The sequence below is a fragment of the Agrobacterium sp. 22-221-1 genome, assembly GCF_053522445.1.
Window position 1 is genome coordinate 155,734 of record NZ_JBNWCL010000008.1, and the last position, 18,224, is coordinate 173,957.

An 18,224-nucleotide genomic window follows, 5' to 3' on the forward strand; every position below is an offset into this window, starting at 1 on the left:
GAAAAAAATGACTAGAAAGCCTGAAATAGAAGCAAGCCTGAAGGCACAGATTGACAAATTGCTGGATTTATCTGGTCAGAAATTTCAGGCCGGAGATTTGGCGGGATCTGTCGAACTGGGGCTACAGGCTTGGGCGTTGGTACCTGAACCTAAAGAAAAATGGGACTATTACCCGCAGAGCCTATCAGCGGGCTTTGTCCAAGATTATGTCGATCTGGGAGATAAGGACAACGCCTCCAAATGGATCGAAATCATGGCGAAAATGTATGATGATCCAAATCATGAGGACCACCTTGTTCTTATGACGGAAGGGGAAGCAATGTACAAACTCGGCGATAGAGAGCGAGCGTACTACGTATTTGGTAGAATATTCGAAATATATGGGCAGAAAGGATTCGCAGGGGATCAAAAACAGTACCTGGATTTCTACCTCAAACGGAAAGAAGGCCGTGAATAATAACGAGCAGGAACTCCCCGACGATATCTACCGTGAAGTAGTTCGCCTTTCATCCATCGGTGACGAGTTCGATGAGCGCGGTTTGCCGGTGGAAGCGATAACTTCGTGGCGGCAAGCTCTCGCTCTTTTGCCAACTCCGAAGCGGATATGGGATGCATCGGTATGGTTGAACGCTTCCATTGGTGATGCATTCCTACAGGTTGGTGACTGGGAAAACGCTTGTCGTGCCTTTCGGGAGGCGGAAAATAGTGGGAACGGCTTCTCCAATGCATTTGTTCAATTCGGACTCGGAATTTCCTTTTTCGAGCTAGGAGATACTTTTGCGGCGAAAGAACATCTTTTGCGCGCATACATGCTGGAAGGCTACGATCTCTTTGCGGAAGCGGACCCCAAATATTTATCTCTCTTGCAGAAAGAGAAGCTAATATAAATCCGTGTTAGTTTTCGCCTTGTCCGCGGTTTTTGCCGGGGATGATCCGTTGCGTGTCTTTGACTATGACCATCTTGATTCCGGTCATCTCTCATAGTCTTGACCGGAGCCATGTGGCGGTTTGGACGAGACCGTGAAATGGCGTCTCCGGTTTGACTAGCGCAGCCTGTTTCTGCGTTTGCCCATGGAAGTTCCGCTTCTAGTCGCCTGCTCCGAAAGAAACGCACCGACATCCTCTTCCCGAAGCGGCGGCGCATAGATATAGCCCTGCACCAGCGTGGCGCCGAGGCCTTCGAGTGCGGTGAGCTCGGCTGGTGTTTCCACCCCCTCCACCACGCATTCCAGTTCCATGTCGCGGCTGAGGGTGAGAAGGGATTTCACGATTTTGTAGCTAGCTGGTTTTTCGTGCAGGTCCGTGACGAAGCTGCGGTCGATCTTGATTTTGGTCAGCGGCAGCGCATGCAGTCGCGTCAGGCTGGAATAGCCGGTGCCGAAATCGTCCAGCGATATGCCGCAGCCGAGACGGCGCAGCATTTCGACCGATTGCCTGACCTGTTCGAAATCATGGGCAAAAGCCGTCTCGGTAATTTCAAGGTCCAGCCGTCGTGCATCGAAACCGCTGTTTTCGATGATGCCGAGCAGGGAAAGCACGCCCTCATGGGAATTGAGGTCCTGGGCCGAAAGGTTGAACGACAGGCGCAGGGACGGTTCCCACGTGGCTGCGGAGGCGAGCGCCATCTTGAGAAGCGGCCGCGTTAGCGAACCGACGATGCCGGCTCGCTCGGCGATGGGGAAGAACTGGCAAGGCGGCACATGTCCGAGAACCGGGCTGTGCCAGCGCGCCAGCGCTTCAAAACCTGCCGTTCTTCCGTCGCGTATATCGACGATCGGCTGGAATACGACCGAAAGCTCGTTTTCCATATCCCGCTGTTTGAGCAGGTGCTCGACGCGGGCTTCGATATTGATCTGCTTTTCGTGCTCCGCATCGAACAGAACGGCATCGCCACGCCGGGTTTTCTTGGCGTGGTAAAGGGCATAATCCGCCCTGTCGAAAAGCTGTTCAAGCGTGGAGGCGAGGTTCGGAAACACGGCAATTCCCATGGAAGCGGAAACATGCACGGTGCCTTCCGGCATATGGTAGGGCGCCCTCAACTGCTCGGAGATCGCATTGGCATTTGCGACGAGTTGCGCGTCATCCGGTATGATCGGGGCGACGATGGCGAATTCGTCACCGCCCAGCCGAAAGGCCCTGCTGGCTTTCAGATTGGCGGTGAGGCGTTTGCTGACATTGACAAGCAGCCTGTCTCCCACGGAGTGTCCGTAAAGATCGTTGACCGGCTTGAACCCGTCCAGATCGATGACACCCAGCGCCAGCCGGGTTCCGTTGGCCCTGGCTTTTTCGAGCTCGGCCTCAAGATGGGCGAAAAAGGCGCGGCGGTTGGGCAGTTCCGTCAGGCTGTCGATATTGGCAAGCAGCAGATTTTCGTTGCTGAGCGCTTCCGTGCGCTGTTGTGAAATGACCATGCGCTCGAAATTGCGGTAGTTGGTCAGCAGGATGGACATCATGCCGGTGCAGACCAGCAGCACGTTGATGGCGATGGCAACAAATGTCGGTTGCCGCGAGGCCAGAAAGAAGGCGATGAAGGCGCCATTGACGATGAGCGTCACCATGAAGGCGGCCGAGCGCACATACATCAGACAGAAAATGCAGGAAATGACGGTAATCGCCATATAGAAGGCGACGTGGGATTGCGTATAGGCATCCCCATAGGGCACCAGCAGGAAAGACCAGAGCGTGAATGCCATGGCGATGCCGGCAGCGAGGCGATTCGTGCGCCGAAGGGCTGCATGCGCCACCCGCGGTTCGGGATCCATGCCGCGCGTCCTCCACCAGAAGGCGACCCTGAGCGTGCAGCCGAGTGTGAAGAGGGCGGGAACTCCAACGGTGAGCCAAGGCGGCGCCAATCGCATATGCGTCACGGCAAGCGCCCATGTGCTTGAAAGCAGGATGAAATACATCATCGGCATCTGTCTGGTGAAAGCGCGGTACTGTGCTTTCAGCAGATCAGGATTGTCGGACCGGACGGACATGAAGTCCCGCAGTTTTTGTGTGGCGGTCAGTATTTTCATTCATGGCTCTTCAAATACAGAGCGGCATTTGTAACATAATTCCCGTTACATCATTGGAAATACACAGGGTTAACCGACAGACAACTGCATCAACCGCAAGATGCAGGCGCTGCGTTTCGCAACATTCCAATGTTTTCAGTATTAAATGTTTCCTGCGGGGATATTCCTGATCGGGGAGGAAGCTCTTTGCTTCATGCCACGTGTTGCGGCGAATTCATTGAATTGGCATGATCGGTCTGCCCGCTTCCAATGTTCATCAGCTCCGTTTCAACGCCCCTTGAAAAGTTTGAACGCGTGTGCAATATGAACGCGTGTTCAAACTTTGAGAAATGGTTCTTGCGCATGGATTCGATCCACTATCCCGATACATTGGCGGCGCGTGCCGAATTGTGCCGCAGCGTTATTCTTTCCGCCGGGGAGCTGGTGCTGAAAGGTTTTCAGGGCGAGGCGACGCGCAGCTTTTCGATGAAGGGGCCGCAGGATTTTCTGACGGTGACGGATGCTGCCTCCGAAGCGCATATTCGCGGCGCGATCATGGCCGCTTTCCCGGAAGACAGTTTTTTCGGAGAAGAGGGCGGCGGCGAGATCGGTGAGCGCGTCTGGGTCGTGGATCCCATCGATGGCACCGCCAATTTTGCCCGTGGCATTCCGCATTTCTGCATCTCCATCGCCTATGTCGAAAACGGCCAGACCGAAATCGGGGCGATCTATAGTCCCGCCCTTGGCGAGCTTTATTTCGCCCGCCGCGGCGAGGGAGCGACGCGCAACGGGCAACCGATCAGGACTGCGGAAACGGAGCGCTTCGATGCGGCTTCGATCGAGATGGGGTGGTCCACCCGTATCGCGAATGCGACTTATCTCGATGTCGTCAGGAAACTGCTCGATATGGGCGCCAATGTCCGCCGCGCCGGCTCCGGCGCGCTGGCGCTTGCCTATGTGGCTGATGGCCGTTCCGATGGTTATCTCGAATTGCACATGAATTCATGGGATTGTCTTGCGGGGCTGCTACTCGTCAGCGAAGCTGGCGGCGATGTGTGTCCTTTTCTGGAGATCGGCAGTCTTCGGGAGGGCGGACCGGTGCTGGCCGCAGCCGCCGGTGTTGCCAGAGGCGTCAGCCAGGCATCGAATATAGCGCTGGCCGCGCGGCAGCTGTCGGATCGTCCGCGGGCGGTATCGGCGTGATTTATGGCGGAGGCCCTTTCGCTGAGAGGGCCTCATGCTTCATGCATGTGGAGGAATGAAATGGATGGACCCGTTTATGCCCGGCCTGCAATCAGTCTGATTGCGGAAGGGCTCGGCCCGCACAATGCCGCGCTTTACATTGGCGGCAGCGATGGTGCGAGCGATCTCGGGCTCCTGCGCCGGCATGGCATCACCACCGTCGTCAATTGCGCCGTCAATCTGGATATCAATCTCGTGCAGGCGGTGGCGGAAAAGGGCGACAGGCGCGCCGTGGGTTATGGCGATATCCGTTATTACAAGCTCGGCCTTATCGATGGCGAGGGCAGCCCCGACACCATGATGCTGGGCGCCTATTACATTCTCGATGGCGCGCTTCGCCAGACCATGCCGAAGCGGGAAACCTATCCCTTTGCTGATGGCGGCAATGTGCTCGTCAATTGCCGCAGCGGCCGCAGCCGTTCCGTCTCACTGGTGGCGCTTTTCCTGCACAAGCAGCAGCCGGATTTCTATCCGACCCTCGACGATGCGCTGGCCGTGATCCGCACGAAGCGGGAATTGCGGCCTGACGAATGGTTCGAGACGCCGAAACCGATGCTTTACGCCGCCGCCCGCCGTGCTTCCGACTGGATCGACATGGTCGAGGGCAGAAAGACCGCTCAACCATGCTGACACGCACGCTTCCCTCCGTTGCCGTCATCGCAGACGCGCATTTCCATGACACGGCAGCCGATTTCGGATTTCCCGGCATCGAAATCGATGGCCAGCGCATCACCATGCGCAGCTGGTCGGATACGCGTGAATCCACCCGGGTTTTCAACGAAAGCGCCGATGCATTGCATGCGGCGCTGGAGGAGGTGCGGCAGCGCGGCATTCGCCATGTGGTGCTGCTTGGCGACTATACCGATGATGGCCAGCGGGTGACGACCGAAACGCTGAAGGGCATCCTGCAGCGCCATAGCGACGCCCACGGCACGGTCTTCTACGCATTGCCCGGAAACCACGATATTTTCGGACCGCGCGGCCGGCACCATACCAAGGAGTTTCTGACGGAGAACGGCAAATGCCTTTCCGTTTCAAGCGATGCGCGGCGGGCCGGTGAGCGCGTCGTCGTGAGCGACGGGATGTATTGCGAAGGCTATCCTGCAGGTCTTGGCCCGATGGCGGCTTTCGGTTATTTCCGCCAGCCGGATTATCTGCATTGGGAAACCCCCTTCGGTGTTTCCGATGCGCCGGAGGACCGGCTGTACACGGTGCGTTCACCCGATGGGCGCAATGTCTACCGCCTGATGGATGCCTCCTATCTGGTCGAACCGGAGCCGGGTCTGTGGCTGCTGATGATCGACGCCAATATTTTCGAGCCGCTCGATGGTGAATTCGAAGCGGGCGAGGAGGCGGCTTTCATCGACAGCACCTCCGGTGGCTGGAATGCGCTTTTGCGCTGCAAGCCCTTCCTCATCGACTGGATCGCTGATGTGCGCCGCAGGGCGGAGCTGCACGGCAAGACATTGCTCGGCTTTTCCCACTATCCGGCGCTCGATCCTTTCGATGGCGCAAGCGGTGCGGAAGGCGCCCTGTTCGGTCAAACCAATGTCGTGCGCCGCACGCCTCGCAAGGCGGTGGAGGATGCGCTGTTACAGGCCGGGCTTGCCGTTCATTTCAGCGGGCACCTGCACGTGGAAGGCGTGACCCGTCGCGGGGAAGGCGAAAACTCGCTCACCAATATCGCCGTGCCGTCGCTCGTCGCCTTTCCACCCGCCTTCAAGGTCGTTCACCCGTCGCGGCAGGCAATCCTTGTCGAGACGGTGGAGATGGCTGCCCTGCCGGTCAATGGCCGCATTTGCGATGGTTACGCGCAGGAGACAGCACTGGCGGGCGAGGCGAACGACCTGGCTTTTGCCGCCGGCAATTACGGTGAATTTCTGCTGGGCCACAAGCGGGCGCTGATCAGGCACCGTTATTTCCCCAAGGAATGGCCGGCCGAGGTTGTTACGGCAATCGCCGATAAAAGCGTTCGGGAGGTTCTCGGCCTGCTTGGAGGGGAAGGCCGATCTTCGTCCGATGCTGCTGTCCTTTCCTTGGACCTGCCGATGTTCGAACTGATTGCCGACTGGTATTGCCTGCGCCAGGGCGCAGGTCTGGCGCTGCCGCACATCGCGCCGCAACGGCTTTCCCTTTACCGAATGCTGGCGGAGCGCTTCGGCCGAGAGCCGGATCATCACGATGGTTCGGTCGAAAGCTTTCTCGAAATCTTCTTCGGAGCCCTCGGCCTGTTTCTCGAGCGTGCCGAAGGCAGCCCGCGCGATCTGGAGCTTGGGCTTGTACCGCAGCGTGAACGGGTTGCGGTTTGATCTGAGGTGTTTGCAACAAGCGCGGCCGCCATGCTGGGGCTGAACCCAGACCGGCGGCGAGGATGACAAGCGGGGTGATCCGATGGAATCTGTCGTGGTCAGCATCAATCTGTTCGGCGCAGTGGCGCTGCTGCTTTTCGGCCTTGGGCAAATCAAGGACGGAATGTCGCGCGCCTTCGGCGCCCGTCTTCGCACCGGCCTTGCGGCCGGCACGCGGGGTGGGTTTCGTTCTTTCATCGCCGGTCTCGTGGCGACAATCGCCCTGCAGAGTTCGACCGCCACGGCGTTGATGGTCGCCTCCTTCGTCGAAAAGGACCTCATCGCGCCGGCCATGGCGCAGATCGTGTTGCTCGGGGCCAATGTCGGCACGGCGATGACCGCCTGGATTGTGGCGCTTGGGCTTGGCTGGCTGTCGCCGATGCTCATCCTTGCCGGTGTTGTCCTGTCACGCGGGAAATCGGTGCAACCGCAGGGGGCCGGTGCGGCGCTCGCCGGTGTCGGCCTGATGCTGCTTTCGCTGCATCTTCTTTCGGCTGCGACAGATCCCATAAGGCAATCGCCGGTGCTCGGTCTCTTCATCGGCATGCTCGGCAATGCCTGGCCGGTGGCGCTGATCTTCTCCGCCGTATTGGCCGCGCTCGCCTCCTCCAGTCTGGCGATTGTCGTTCTCATTCTGTCGCTTGCCGCAAGCGGCGGGGTTGAAACGAGCCTCGTGATCGTTCTGGTGCTCGGCGCCAATCTCGGCGGCGCGGTGCCGCCGGTGCTGGCGACGCTGAAAGTACCGGTTGCAGCGCGCCGGGTGGCCGTCGGTAACCTCATCGTCAGGGCAATCGGCTGTCTCGCGGCGCTGCCTCTTGCCGGATATGGCGCTGCGCTGTTGGAGATGTCGCCTTTCTTGCACGCCAATCTTGCGGTCGATGCGCATCTTTTCTTCAACCTGGCCGTCGCCGCCATCGCCTGGCCGCTCTCGCCGCTGTTGCTGCGGGTAACGACGGCGCTGTTTCCGGAAAAAGAGAAAAGCGAAAGTCATCGCAGCTATCTCGACAGCCACGATCTCGATCAGCCGGTTGCCGCTCTTGCCGGCGCGAGCCGCGAGGTCCTGCTGGTCGGCGATCTGATCGAGCGCATGCTGCGGCAGGCGGGCGAGGCCATGCGTGACAGCGACGTTGCGAAACTCAATGATATCAGCGCGCTGGAAGGCCGGGTCGACCGGATACAGCACGACATTAAGGTCTATGTCTCGAAGGTGGGGCAGGACGGCTTGAGCGGGAAAGACCAGAGGCGTGCGATGGATATCGTCGAATATGCCATCAATCTCGAACATATCGGCGATATCATCGAGAAAGGCATCCGCCCGGAAATCGCCAAGAAGATCGATCTCGGACTGCGGTTTTCCGATGATGGCAAGAGCGAGCTAGAGCGTCTTTTTACCGTCACTCTCGACAATATCCGCATGGCGCAATCCGTCTTCGCAACCCGCAATGCCGCGCTTGCACGCCGGCTGGTGGAGGTGAAGGAAGATGTGCGGCGCCTCGAAAAGCAGTCGTCGGAGCGCCATCTCCAGCGCCTGCGCGACGGGCGGGCTGACAGCATTCAGACCAGCTCGGTGCATCTCGACATGTTGCGCGATCTGAAACGCATCAACGCCCATATTGCCGCCGTCGCCCATCCGATCCTCGATGAAAGCGGCCTTCTTATCGAAAGCCGCATCAAGCAGGTCGGTTAGGGGATATGGTAAAGCTGCATGGCGGCTTATGCCTGGAATGCATTTGCTCTAGCGCGCGGTGATACGCTCGACCATGGAAACGGGTACGACCTGAAGCCGGGTTTCCGGTTCATCGCTATCGAGCGCGGTTAAAACCTTCTCGGTCAATGCGTCGAAGGATTGGGCAACGGTGGTCAGCTGGTAGCTTTTCCAGCCCGCCTGCGGAATATCGTCGAAGCCGACAATCGAGAGATCTTCCGGCACCCGGCGGCCCATTTCCAGCCGCGCGGCGTCCATGAAACCGAGCGCCAGCAGATCGGTCACGCAGAAGGCGCCGTCTATCGTCTTGTCGGATAGCAACTCGCAGCCGGCCTGATAACCGCTGTCATAGCTCGTCGGCCCGCCGGACCATGGAACGACCTCGATGCCTTCGATGGTCATGCGCTGGGTAAAGGCGGCGGCGCGGCGCAACTGTGCCGGCGTCTGGCTACCGCTGGAAATAACCGCGACCTTTTTGCATTTCGCTTCCACAAGCCGCATGGCAGCAAGATCGGCGCCGCGCGAATCGTCGCTCAGCACCATATTCGTATCGGTGCGATCAAGACGCTGATTGATGAGAATGAGCCGCACGCCATTGGCGATGCATTCATCGACGATCGAGGCCGGCGGTTCGCCGGAGAGAACGACGATGGCCTGCGCACGGAATTCGAAGAGAAGCTCGATCAGCGGCGCAATGTCCTTGCGGGCATCCGCCGCATTCAGCAGCAGGCATTGCAGGCCACGACGCAGAAGGCCGATACTGAGGAGATCGAGCTGCTTTGAAATGAAGGGAGAGCTGAGGTTGGCGCCGACGACCCCGATGAGATTGGAGCGGTCATTGTTGAGGCCCTGCGCCAGCCGGTTGACGCGGTAGCCGAGTTCCTGCGCGGCTTTCAGTACCTTGCGCCGGACGGCCTTCGATACGCTGCCGCCGGGTGTGAAGGTACGCGAGACGGCGGAGCGCGAAACCCCGGCCTTTTTCGCCACTTCTTCGGCCGTCACGAACCCTCTCGCCATTCAACTCCCCCGTTGCGAAATCCTATGCCTGATATCACAGGCCATATGATGTCGGCTATTCCAATTGAAATTTTTCACCTGTGCTCGGCCACGCTGAGAAAAGGCCGCCCGCATTCCAGGAAAATGTCTCATCCGTTCCATTGTCGCCATGCAGGGGAAAAACATTTCCCATGCAAGCTCGTTCAAAAATTACAGTTTTGTGACAAAAAACTATTTTAAAACAAATAAATAAGTTAGTGATCACGTGTGCATTTTTTCATTGACAAAATGTCTTTTAAGACGGATCATGCATTCCAAGGTTAAGGAAGATATAGAATTTTTATTCTACATCAGCCTTGCCGGCGATGTTTTCGGGAGGAGCTGGATCATCGTTATTTGTGGGCTGGACGCCCGCTTGTGAAGCATTGACGCATTGCTGAAGGTCAACGCACGCGCCGCCTGTTCCGCGGGTCGCGCGAAGGCGGGTGCTTGCCGGCGTGTGGCGGCAATTGCGTGGCCATATGGGGAGAGATAATGGCTCTTTTAAGCGAATCGACGAAGGCGGAAGCGCTGGGAAGTCCCCCGGCGACCGCGCCTTCGGCATGGCAGGCCTGGCGGTATCGTCTCAAGGTCGCGCTCAGGGAACCGACGACGCTGATCGGCGTCCTGACGGCGCTGCTTTTCACCTATCTGATCGTCGTTCCGATCATTTCGATCATTCTCGACGCCGTCCGCGTCCAGTTCGGCCACGAACGGCGTCTCGGCAAGGATGTCGGCGATCTCACGCTTTATTATCTCGACAGGGCGTTTTTTTCGCCGGTCGCATCGGATCTTTTCTGGCGTCCGCTCTTCAATACGCTGACCGTGGCATTCGGGGCGATTGCGCTTTCGCTCGTCATCGGCACCGTGCTCGCCTGGCTTATCAGCCGGACGGACATGTTCGGCCGTCGCTGGTTCGCCACCGCCTTGATCGTGCCCTATATGCTGCCGGCCTGGACCTTTGCGCTTGCCTGGACGACGCTGTTTAAAAATCGCACCGTTGGCGGTCAGCCCGGCTGGTTCGAGGCGATAGGCCTCACTCCGCCGGATTGGGTGGCTTATGGGCGCTTCCCGATCACCATTATCCTTGCCCTGCACTACACGCCTTTCGTCATCCTGCTGTTCGGTTCGGCGCTTCGCCGCTTCGATTCGCAGCTTGAAGATTCCGCCCGCATTCTCGGCGCCCATCGTTATCAGGTGGCGTTGCAGGTCATCCTGCCGCTGATGCGCCCGGCGCTGCTTTCTTCCATGGTGCTGATCTTTGCGAAGTGCCTCGGTGAGTTCGGCGTACCCTATGTTCTCGGGCTGCCCGTGAAGTTCGAAGTCCTGTCGACCTCGCTGTTTCGCAGCATCGCCTCGCGCCAGACCGGCGTTGCCGGCGTCGTTGCGGCCTCGATCATGCTCATCGGCATCATTACGCTCATGATCGACGCCCGGCTCGTTCGCGAAGCCCGCCGTTTCGTGACCATCGGTTCGAAGGGTTCGATGAACCGGCAGAGCCGTCTCGGCAAGATGCGGCTTCCGGCAACCGGCTTTGCGGCTGCCATCTTCATCCTCAGCGTCGGTCTGCCGCTTCTGACCCTGGCGCTTTCGACCGTCATGAAAATGCCGGCCCGCTTCACGTTCGACAACTTCACGCTCGATTACTGGATCGGCAGCAATCTCAACACGGTGGCTTTGCAGACCGGCGTGCTCCTGAGCCCCGATCTGTGGGCAGCCGCGAAAAACACGATGATGATCGTCGGTCTTGCCTCGCTCACATCCGGTATTCTCGGCCTGCTTGTCGGTTATGTCGTCATCCGCACACCGGTGCGGGCCCTGTCGGTCTATCTGCGACAGGTGACGTTCCTGCCTTATCTCGTGCCCGGCATCGCTTTTGCCGCCGCCTATCTGTCGCTCTTTGCCGTTCCGCGCGGGCCGATGCCGGCGCTTTATGGCACGGTGACGATCCTCATCCTGGCGCTGATTGCCGACCAGATGCCCTATGCCTCGCGCGCCGGCATTTCAGCAATGACGCAGCTTGGAAAGGATCCGGAAGAGGCGGCGCAGATCGCCGGCGCGGGCTGGTTCCGCCGCATGATCTCCATCGTTATCCCGATCCAGAAGGGATCGCTGGTGACCGGGGTTCTCCTGCCCTTCATTTCGGGCATCAAGGGCTTGAGCCTCTTCGTGATCCTCGCCGTGCCGAGCACGGATGTTCTGACCACCTATTCGCTGCGGCTGGTCGACTACCACTACACGCAGGCCGCCAACGCCGTGGTGCTGATCATCGCCGCCATCGCCTATTTCGGCACGCTGTTGGCCCAGAAGCTGACCCGCACAAATCTTGCAGAAGGACTTGGAAGCTGATGCCTACCATCAACCTGCGCGGTGCGCAGAAAAACTATGGCGTGAACTCCGCAAATGCGGTTTCCGATCTCGATCTCGAAATTCGCGACGGCGAGTTCATGTGTCTGCTCGGCCCTTCCGGCTGCGGCAAGACCACGACGCTGCGCATGATCGCCGGCCTTGAAAACCTCTCCGGCGGGGAAATCCGCGTCGGCGACCGGGTGATCGATTCCGTTACCGAAGGCATCTTCGTGCCGCCGGAAAAACGTGAAATGGGCCTCGTTTTCCAGAGCTATGCTTTGTGGCCGCATCTGACCATTGAGCGCAACACGGATTTCGGTCTGCGCCTGCGCAAGCTGCCGAAAGCGGAGCGCGAAGCACGGGTGGAGCGCGTCATGCAGGCGCTCGATATCGCCAAGTATCGCGACCGCTATCCGTCGCAGCTTTCCGGCGGACAGCAGCAGCGCGTGGCGCTCGCCCGCATGCTTGCGGTCAATCCGGGCGTTCTGCTTCTCGATGAGCCGCTCTCCAATCTGGATGCCCGGCTGCGGCTGGAAATGCGCGCCGAGCTGAAGCGGCTGCACAAGGAGTTCAAGACCACCATTGTCTTCGTGACGCATGACCAGTGGGAAGCCATGACGCTTGCCACCACCATCGCCGTCATGAACGAGGGCACGCTGCAGCAGATGGGCACGCCGAACGATATCTATGACCGTCCGGCCAATCGTTTCGTCGCCGAATTCGTGGGAAGCCCGCCGATCAATATCCTGACCTTCGGCCAGCCCGGCGTGTCGGATATAGCCGACAGGGCGGAAGCCTATTTCGCAACGCGTTATCCGCAACTGCGCGGCATCGCCTCGATCGGCATGCGGCCAGAGGCGATGGGTTATGCGATGAAGCCCGAGGATGTGCCGCAGGGCAGCTTCTCCGGCGAGATGACGGTGACCGGCGTGCTGCCGACCGGCGGCAGCTGGATTCTCGAACTCAGAAGCGAGAACCACACGTTGTTCCTGACCACCCATTCCCTGCCGCGTATCGACAGCGGCGACCGCGTGTTTTTCCACGTGCCGCCCGAGGCCCTGCACGCCTTTGACGTGAGGGGGCAGCGCATCACCGAGGCGGACGCCGTTCTGCGCAACAGCACCTACAACTGAAAACGCCGCCGAGACGGCTGAAGGAGAAGCAGTATGAAGCGGACAATGACGGGCCTGAGCCAGCTGTTATGCGCAACGGCGATCGCCGCAACGCTTGGCGGCGCGGCGAAGGCGGGAGAACCTTTCGACCTCAATGCCCTGATCGAGGCGGCGAAAAAGGAAAAGCCGATCACCGTCTATGACAGCACGGGAAAGATCGTCGAAATGGCGAAGAACTTCGCGGCAAAATATGGTGTCGGCGCAGAGGGCGCGAAGGTGAAGGCCTCGGCCCAGCTGGAGATGATCATCCGCGAGGCGCGCGCCAACAATATTCAGGGCGATGTCTCGATCATCAGCGACGCGCCTGCGGCAATGGCGCAGCTTATTCCGCTCGGTTTCGTCGAAAGCTGGCTGCCGCCGGATATGGCCGGCAATATTCCCCCGGAATATCAGGACCCGCTTACCGTCGTCACCAGCGCCAATGTCTGGGCCTATAACAGTGAGCTTTTCGACAAATGCCCCGTTTCCAACATCTGGGAACTGACCGACCCGAAGTGGAAGGGCAAGGTGGCGATGCAGGATCCGCTCGGCAAGGCATCCTATGTCGACTGGTTCAACCAGATGGCCAAGCACGGCGATGGCGAGGTGAAAGCCGCCTACAAGGCGCTCTATGGCAAGGATCTCGAAACAGCAGAGACGAGCGCGACCGCAGCCTGGGTAAAGGCACTTGCCGCCAACGCCCCGCTGCTGACCGACGCCGATGCGGCGGCCGCCGAAGCCGTGGGTTCGCCCGGCCAGAAGGACGCGTTCATGGGCCTCATCAGCTCGGCCAAGTTCCGTGACAATGCCGAGAAGGGAATGAAACTCGGCCTCTGCAAGGAGCTGAAGCCGTGGGCCGGCTGGCTTTATCCGGGCGTCGGCCTGATTACCAAGGGCACTAACAGCCCGAACGCGGCGAAGCTCTTCATTCACTACATCATGACCGCTGAAGGCATCGCGCCGCAGGCAATCGACGGCAAGATGTCGACGAACAAGGAGGTGAGCCTGCCTGCCGACGAGCCTTCGGGTATCGGCGCGGTTCTTAATGACATCCTGCCCTACAGCATGGCCACCAGCCTTGACGACTGGGATGCGCGCGAAACCTGGCAGGACTTCTGGCGCGTGAACTACAAAAAATAACGGGGGAGCACTTGGTGACGATCACTACTCAGAACAAGAATGGCAATGAGCGCAGGCGGCGGGGGACCGCCTCCGCAATTTGCCTTGGCTTCTCGCTGGCACTCAGCGGGGCCGTGTATGCGCAGGACGCTTTTAATCTCGATGCGCTCATCGATGCTGCGAAGAAGGAAAAGCCGATCACCGTTTATGCGGTGACCGGCAAGATCGTTGATACCGCGCAGGCCTTCACCGCCAAATACGGCGTGCAGGCGAGCGGCAAGAAGGTGAACGAGGCGACGCAGGTTGAGCTGATGATCCGCGAGCATCGGGCCGGCAATGTCGTCGGCGATGTCAGCGTCGCAACCGATGTCGCCTCCGCCATGGGGGAGCTTTTGCCGGAAGGCATCGCCACCAGTTGGTCACCGCCGGATATGGAAGGCGATATTCCGCAAAAGCTGCGCGATCCGCTGGTCGTCGTCTCGGACCCGCATGTGTTTACCTACAATACCGAGAAATACGATACGTGCCCGGTCAACAATATCTGGCAGCTGACGGAGCCGCGGTGGAAGGGCAAGCTGGCCATGCTCGATCTCTTCGACAAGCCGCTTTATGCCGACTGGTTCAATCAGATCGAAACCCATCACGATGCCGATGTCGCCAGGGCCTATGAGGACCTTTACGGCAAGAAGCTGGAGACGGGCGAAAAAAGCGCAACGGCGGCCTGGGTGAAAGCCTTTGCCGAAAATGCGCCGCTGCTGACGGATTCGAGTTCGGTGGCGGATGCGGCCGGTGCGCCGGGGCAGGCCGATCCCTTCTTCGTCATCACTTCGGTAGCGAAGTATCGTGACAACGAGGCCAAGGGGTTGGAGCTCGGTCTTTGCAGCGGCGTAAAGCCCTTTTCCGGTTTTCTCTATCCCGGTTTCGGGCTGATTGCCGGGCAAACGAAAAGCCCTAATGCGGCGAAGCTTTTCCTGCATTACCTGATGACGGAAGAAGGCATCGCGCCGCAGACCGCTGACGGCAAACTCTCCGGCAATATGAAAATAGCCCTGCCGGCGGATGAGCCCTCGAAGGTCGCCAATCATCTCGATGAGTTGATGGCTTTCGACGCCGCAACGGCGGCCGACGATCTCGACAAGCGCGAAGGCTGGCAGGATTTCTGGCGTGTGAACTACAAAAAATAAACGGAAGGCGGGTGCGAGCCCGCCTGTCTTTTCCTTGGGAGGGGAAACGATGCGAAGAACCAATTTGAGGACCGCCTCGGCCATGGCCGCAGCTGCAGCGATTATGGGCGTTTCCGCACTCACCGCCGCGGCTGAAGAGACTTTCGATCTCGATGCTGTTCTTGCGGCTGCGAAGCAGGAGAAGCCGATCAACATCTATGACAGCACTGGCAAGATCGTTGAGATGGCCGATAAATTCAGCGCCAAATACGGGCTGAAGGCGACGGGAGTGAAGGTTTCCGCCAATAGCCAGCTGGAGATGATTATCCGCGAAAGCCAGTCGAACAATGTGCAGGGCGATGTGGTGCTGATTACCGATGCGCCATCGGCGCTCGCCCAGCTTCTGCCGGCAGGTTTCGTCGAGAATTATTTGCCGGGCGACATGACCTCTAAAATCCCGGCGCAGTTTCAAAACCCGCTGGCCATTTCCACCAATGCCAACGTCTGGGCCTATAATACCGAAGCCTATGACAAATGCCCGGTGACGAATATCTGGGAACTGACCGAGCCGAAATGGAAAGGCAAGGTCGCCATGGTCGATCCGCTCAGCAAGAGCACCTATACGGACTGGTTCAACCAGCTTGAAGCCCACGGCAATGAAAAGGTGGCGGCAGCCTACAAGGCCCATTCCGGCAAGGAGATGGAGGAAAAGGGGGCCGCAGCCGCCTGGATCAAGGCGCTGGCCGCGAATGGTCCGCTCGCCACGGATGGCGACGACCCGGTGGCGGAGGCGGTGGGCGCCCCCGGCCAGAAGCAGCCCTTCTTCGGCCTGCTGAGTTCGGCCAAGTTTCGCGACAATGCCGACAAGGGCTACAAGCTCGGCCTCTGCACCGATCTCGATCCCTGGGTCGGCTGGACCTATATCAAGCTCGGCCTGATGGCCTCCAAGACCAGAAGCCCGAACACGGCCAAGCTCTTTATCCATTACGTCCTGACGGAAGAGGGCATCGCCCCGCAGATGAAGGACGGCAAGCTGCCGACCAATACCGACATCAAGATGCCGGATGACGAGCCTTCGGGGCTGATGAAGGTCGCCGACCGGCTGATGGGCTACGATTCCGCCACCGGTCTCGATGATTTCGACCGCCGCGAGGAATGGCAGGATTTCTGGCGCGTCAACTATACGAAATAACCCCGGCTGGCGCGGCCCGTGCCGCGCCGCCTCCTCCTTTTTGCGAACGAACGGACTGGACATGCCGATGCAGACCTCATTGAGCGAACGGAAACCTGGAGACGAGGATGCGTTTTCCCGCTCTGTGCGGTTGATGAAGATCGCGGAAACGGCGGCGCGTGCCGTGCGCGATCCGCTGCTGGCGGCGTTTCGGTCGGATATGGCGGTGGACTACAAGGTCGATCTCCACGATATCGTGACCATCCATGACAAGCGCGCCGAGGCTGCCATCCGCGCCGTCATTCTCGAACGGGAGCCCAATTCGGCGATCATGGGCGAGGAGGGCGGCCAGATCGGTAGCGGTGAGGTGCAATGGTATGTCGACCCCATCGACGGCACGGCAAATTTCGCCCGCGGCCTTGCTTTCTGGTGCGTGTCCATCGCTGCCGTCATCGATGGAGAAGCCGTCGCGGGCGTGGTTTACGATCCCGTGGCGGACCAGATGTTTTCCGCCGATCTCAAAACCTCCTATCTTGATGGCGAAAGGCTGCATTCCCGCAGCGTTGCAGATGAGACGCGGGCGACTCTCATCACAGGCTATCCCGTCTCGCGCGATTTCCGGCTGGATGGGCGGGAAGCGGCGCTCGCCAATTTTGGCACTCTCACTGAGACCTTTTCGACATTGCGTCGGCCCGGCAGCGCTGCGCTCAGCATTGCCCATGTCGCGGCCGGCTGGACGGATGCGGCCGCCGGTTTCGGCGTCAATGCCTGGGATGTGGCAGCCGCCATTCTCATTCTCAAAAACGCCGGCGGAACCTATGAGCCGCTGACCCTCGGAAAGGTGGCGGAAGGTTCCGCCGATTTCCTTTGCCCGGGCTATATCGCCACGGGTGAGGGGGCCAGCTATCCGACATTGCAGCGGGTGGCGCGATCCATATCCGAAAGCCGCATCGCCAATGCGGCGATACGACTGAACCAGTCGGCCGCGAAGGCCTGAAGACGCAATAGATGACGGCGGCCGTATAGGCGCCGATGGAGAACATGACATGCCGCAATCGCAACCGACCCCATTCCGAGAGCAAGAAACAGGCGAGCTGCCGAAGCTCAGCCGCATCTATGAGCAGCATCCGCTTTACGGCGTCGATCTCTTCATTTCCGGCAAGGAGGGGGCGAGCGACCTCAATCTTCTACGCCAGAACGGCATTACCACCGTCGTCAATTGCGCCGTCAATCTGGATTTCAATTTCGTGGAGCAGTCACAGGTCGTTTCCGACCACGAAGGCAGCGTCTATGGGCCGGGCGAAATCCGCTACTACAAGATTGGCCTGATCGACGGGAGCGGAAATCCCGATACCCAGATGGTTGCGGCCCATTATATCCTGCGAGCGGCGCTGGAGCAGATATTGCCCGACAAGCCCTCCTATCCCCGGCGGGAGCGTGGCAACGTGCTCATCAATTGCCGGGGCGGACGTTCGCGTTCCGTCGCCGTCGTTGCGCTTTTCCTGCATCTCACGTTGCCAACGGAGTTTCCGACGCTGGATGACGCCATCGGCTTCGTTCGCCTGAAACGCGAGTTGCCGGAGAACGAATGGTATAAGGCGCCGAAACCCGTGCTTGCGGATGCTGCGCGCCGGGCCGCCGGCTGGATTGCCATGATCGACGCCGCGCATTGAAAGGCGGAAGACTGTCTGGTCAGTTTTGCGGCTCCAGCGCGTTTGCCGCGGCCTCGGCACGCGCGGCGGCCTCCTTTGCTTCCCGCTCGGCGCGGGAGGCCGCTTCCGGGTTGCTCGAACCGTCATAGCCTCCCATGGCGCGTTCCCCGATGGCGATGTGGACATCCTTGAGCTGGACGATGACAAGACCGATGAGGATGGCCGCGCCGATAAGGAACGCCGTTTTCCCGTTCATGGTCATTCGACTCCACGCTTCGTGTTTGCCGGCGCAG

At 59.5% G+C, this 18,224-nt stretch carries 16 protein-coding genes; 13 read left to right on the forward strand and 3 right to left on the reverse strand.

Going from position 1 to position 18,224, the window contains the following annotated elements; translation table 11 throughout:
• Nucleotides 1–7: 7 nt before the first annotated feature.
• Both ACQZ5N_RS14545 and ACQZ5N_RS14550 read left to right on the forward strand, forming a co-directional pair.
• Complete coding sequence (locus ACQZ5N_RS14545; RefSeq protein WP_448733284.1) at nt 8–457, forward strand: hypothetical protein; 450 nt, start codon at nt 8–10, stop codon at nt 455–457.
• Nucleotides 450–887 carry a tetratricopeptide repeat protein gene (locus ACQZ5N_RS14550; RefSeq protein WP_448733285.1) on the forward strand — a complete coding sequence of 146 codons (438 nt, stop codon included), beginning with the start codon at nt 450–452 and terminating at the stop codon, nt 885–887. The genes ACQZ5N_RS14545 and ACQZ5N_RS14550 overlap by 8 nt, the downstream gene beginning before the upstream one ends.
• Before the next feature lie 156 nt (nt 888–1,043).
• Here the strand turns inward: ACQZ5N_RS14550 and ACQZ5N_RS14555 are convergent, their stop codons facing one another.
• Nucleotides 1,044–3,017: a putative bifunctional diguanylate cyclase/phosphodiesterase gene (locus ACQZ5N_RS14555; RefSeq protein ID WP_448733286.1), complete on the reverse strand. Its 1,974-nt coding sequence runs from the start codon at nt 3,015–3,017 to the stop codon at nt 1,044–1,046.
• 342 nt (nt 3,018–3,359) lie between these two features.
• On the opposite strand from ACQZ5N_RS14555, the gene ACQZ5N_RS14560 reads away from it, so the two are divergent.
• The 4 genes from ACQZ5N_RS14560 to ACQZ5N_RS14575 all read left to right on the forward strand — a co-directional run bounded on the left by ACQZ5N_RS14560 (nt 3,360) and on the right by ACQZ5N_RS14575 (nt 8,273).
• A complete protein-coding gene (locus ACQZ5N_RS14560; RefSeq protein ID WP_448733354.1) occupies nt 3,360–4,199 on the forward strand; it encodes an inositol monophosphatase family protein in 840 nt (279 codons plus the stop codon).
• A gap of 60 nt (nt 4,200–4,259) precedes the next feature.
• Nucleotides 4,260–4,868: a dual specificity protein phosphatase family protein gene (locus ACQZ5N_RS14565; protein ID WP_448733287.1), complete on the forward strand. Its 609-nt coding sequence runs from the start codon at nt 4,260–4,262 to the stop codon at nt 4,866–4,868.
• On the forward strand, nt 4,862–6,547 hold the full coding sequence (locus tag ACQZ5N_RS14570; protein WP_448733288.1) for a metallophosphoesterase family protein: 1,686 nt from the start codon (nt 4,862–4,864) through the stop codon (nt 6,545–6,547). Before ACQZ5N_RS14565 ends, ACQZ5N_RS14570 begins: the two co-directional genes overlap by 7 nt.
• Nucleotides 6,548–6,629: 82 nt before the next feature.
• Nucleotides 6,630–8,273 (forward strand): Na/Pi cotransporter family protein, encoded by a 1,644-nt coding sequence (locus tag ACQZ5N_RS14575; protein WP_448733289.1) that lies wholly within the window; start codon nt 6,630–6,632, stop codon nt 8,271–8,273.
• A gap of 48 nt (nt 8,274–8,321) precedes the next feature.
• On the opposite strand, the gene ACQZ5N_RS14580 is transcribed toward ACQZ5N_RS14575, so the two are convergent.
• Nucleotides 8,322–9,308 (reverse strand): LacI family DNA-binding transcriptional regulator, encoded by a 987-nt coding sequence (locus ACQZ5N_RS14580; protein ID WP_020811113.1) that lies wholly within the window; start codon nt 9,306–9,308, stop codon nt 8,322–8,324.
• 513 nt (nt 9,309–9,821) lie between these two features.
• On the opposite strand from ACQZ5N_RS14580, the gene ACQZ5N_RS14585 reads away from it, so the two are divergent.
• The 7 genes from ACQZ5N_RS14585 (at nt 9,822) to ACQZ5N_RS14615 (ending at nt 17,952) form a co-directional block, all read left to right on the forward strand.
• Nucleotides 9,822–11,675: an ABC transporter permease gene (locus ACQZ5N_RS14585; protein ID WP_020811110.1), complete on the forward strand. Its 1,854-nt coding sequence runs from the start codon at nt 9,822–9,824 to the stop codon at nt 11,673–11,675.
• The gene (locus ACQZ5N_RS14590) at nt 11,675–12,808 is read left to right on the forward strand and encodes an ABC transporter ATP-binding protein (protein WP_003522023.1); all 1,134 of its coding nucleotides are present in this window, start codon (nt 11,675–11,677) and stop codon (nt 12,806–12,808) included. The genes ACQZ5N_RS14585 and ACQZ5N_RS14590 overlap by 1 nt, the downstream gene beginning before the upstream one ends.
• A 33-nt stretch (nt 12,809–12,841) precedes the next feature.
• Entirely contained in the window at nt 12,842–13,966 is a 1,125-nt protein-coding gene (locus ACQZ5N_RS14595) for an ABC transporter substrate-binding protein (protein ID WP_448733290.1), read from the forward strand.
• 14 nt (nt 13,967–13,980) lie between these two features.
• Nucleotides 13,981–15,129: an ABC transporter substrate-binding protein gene (locus ACQZ5N_RS14600; protein ID WP_448733291.1), complete on the forward strand. Its 1,149-nt coding sequence runs from the start codon at nt 13,981–13,983 to the stop codon at nt 15,127–15,129.
• A 49-nt stretch (nt 15,130–15,178) separates the two neighbouring features.
• Nucleotides 15,179–16,300 (forward strand): ABC transporter substrate-binding protein, encoded by a 1,122-nt coding sequence (locus tag ACQZ5N_RS14605; protein WP_269828772.1) that lies wholly within the window; start codon nt 15,179–15,181, stop codon nt 16,298–16,300.
• 61 nt (nt 16,301–16,361) lie between these two features.
• Entirely contained in the window at nt 16,362–17,276 is a 915-nt protein-coding gene (locus ACQZ5N_RS14610) for an inositol monophosphatase family protein (RefSeq protein ID WP_448733292.1), read from the forward strand.
• Between the two features lie 49 nt (nt 17,277–17,325).
• The gene (locus ACQZ5N_RS14615; protein ID WP_020811105.1) at nt 17,326–17,952 is read left to right on the forward strand and encodes a dual specificity protein phosphatase family protein; all 627 of its coding nucleotides are present in this window, start codon (nt 17,326–17,328) and stop codon (nt 17,950–17,952) included.
• Nucleotides 17,953–17,971: 19 nt separating this feature from the next.
• Here the strand turns inward: ACQZ5N_RS14615 and ACQZ5N_RS14620 are convergent, their stop codons facing one another.
• On the reverse strand, nt 17,972–18,187 hold the full coding sequence (locus ACQZ5N_RS14620; protein WP_448733293.1) for a hypothetical protein: 216 nt from the start codon (nt 18,185–18,187) through the stop codon (nt 17,972–17,974).
• Nucleotides 18,188–18,224 lie beyond the last annotated feature (37 nt).

Coding starts and splice junctions, on each gene's coding strand:
- ACQZ5N_RS14555 (WP_448733286.1), bottom strand. CDS start 3,017: ATGAAAATACTGACCGCCACACAAAAACTGCGGGACTTCATGTCCGTC.
- ACQZ5N_RS14570 (WP_448733288.1), top strand. CDS start 4,862: ATGCTGACACGCACGCTTCCCTCCGTTGCCGTCATCGCAGACGCGCAT.
- ACQZ5N_RS14605 (WP_269828772.1), top strand. CDS start 15,179: ATGCGAAGAACCAATTTGAGGACCGCCTCGGCCATGGCCGCAGCTGCA.
- ACQZ5N_RS14545 (WP_448733284.1), top strand. CDS start 8: ATGACTAGAAAGCCTGAAATAGAAGCAAGCCTGAAGGCACAGATTGAC.
- ACQZ5N_RS14580 (WP_020811113.1), bottom strand. CDS start 9,308: ATGGCGAGAGGGTTCGTGACGGCCGAAGAAGTGGCGAAAAAGGCCGGG.
- ACQZ5N_RS14620 (WP_448733293.1), bottom strand. CDS start 18,187: ATGAACGGGAAAACGGCGTTCCTTATCGGCGCGGCCATCCTCATCGGT.
- ACQZ5N_RS14585 (WP_020811110.1), top strand. CDS start 9,822: ATGGCTCTTTTAAGCGAATCGACGAAGGCGGAAGCGCTGGGAAGTCCC.
- ACQZ5N_RS14590 (WP_003522023.1), top strand. CDS start 11,675: ATGCCTACCATCAACCTGCGCGGTGCGCAGAAAAACTATGGCGTGAAC.
- ACQZ5N_RS14560 (WP_448733354.1), top strand. CDS start 3,360: ATGGATTCGATCCACTATCCCGATACATTGGCGGCGCGTGCCGAATTG.
- ACQZ5N_RS14575 (WP_448733289.1), top strand. CDS start 6,630: ATGGAATCTGTCGTGGTCAGCATCAATCTGTTCGGCGCAGTGGCGCTG.
- ACQZ5N_RS14595 (WP_448733290.1), top strand. CDS start 12,842: ATGAAGCGGACAATGACGGGCCTGAGCCAGCTGTTATGCGCAACGGCG.
- ACQZ5N_RS14565 (WP_448733287.1), top strand. CDS start 4,260: ATGGATGGACCCGTTTATGCCCGGCCTGCAATCAGTCTGATTGCGGAA.
- ACQZ5N_RS14615 (WP_020811105.1), top strand. CDS start 17,326: ATGCCGCAATCGCAACCGACCCCATTCCGAGAGCAAGAAACAGGCGAG.
- ACQZ5N_RS14610 (WP_448733292.1), top strand. CDS start 16,362: ATGCCGATGCAGACCTCATTGAGCGAACGGAAACCTGGAGACGAGGAT.